This window comes from Streptomyces chiangmaiensis, assembly GCF_036281785.1.
GTDB lineage: Bacteria > Actinomycetota > Actinomycetes > Streptomycetales > Streptomycetaceae > Streptomyces > Streptomyces chiangmaiensis.
Window position 1 is genome coordinate 1 of the sequence record NZ_JAYWVC010000747.1, and the last position, 564, is coordinate 564.

Here is a 564-nt window from a genome sequence, read left to right on the forward strand (position 1 = left end):
TGCGGGTGTGCTCGCGCAGGGGGAAGGCGATGTTGTCGTACAGGTTCATCGAGCCGAACAGCGCGCCGTCCTGGAACAGCACGCCGAACAGCTTCCGCACCTCGTACAGATCGTGCTCACGCAGCTTGGTGATGTCCCGCCCGGCCACCGTGACCGAGCCGCGGTCCGGCTTGAGCAGGCCGACGAGCGTCTTGAGGAACACCGACTTGCCCGTCCCGGAGGGGCCGAGCATGACCGAGACCTCCCCGGCGGGCAGCGTCAGTGAGACGTCCTGCCAGATGACCTGGTGACCGAAGGACTTGGTCAGCCCCTCCACACAGATCTCGACACCCATCCGGTCCCGCCCTTCGTCCGTGCCCTCGCCCGTGAGTAGCTCCGACGACTGCTCTACGGGGAGGGGCGGGGCGTCCGTCGGGGCGGACCCGGATTTTTTCGGACGGGTTCGCGGGCCCTACGGCAGCTTCACGGGAGGCGTGCTCGGGGTGGGCACGAAGTGCGGGGCGGACGGTACGGGGTCAGGGGCCGGGACCGGCGGGACCGACGGCGGCGAGGGGACGGCTGACG

General features: G+C 69.7%; 1 protein-coding gene. It reads right to left on the minus strand.

Going from position 1 to position 564, the window contains the following annotated elements; genetic code table 11:
* Nucleotides 1–334, minus strand: a 334-nt coding sequence (locus VXC91_RS46730; RefSeq protein ID WP_329513384.1) for an ATP-binding cassette domain-containing protein, incomplete at its 3' end; no start/stop codon positions are given.
* Nucleotides 335–564 lie beyond the last annotated feature (230 nt).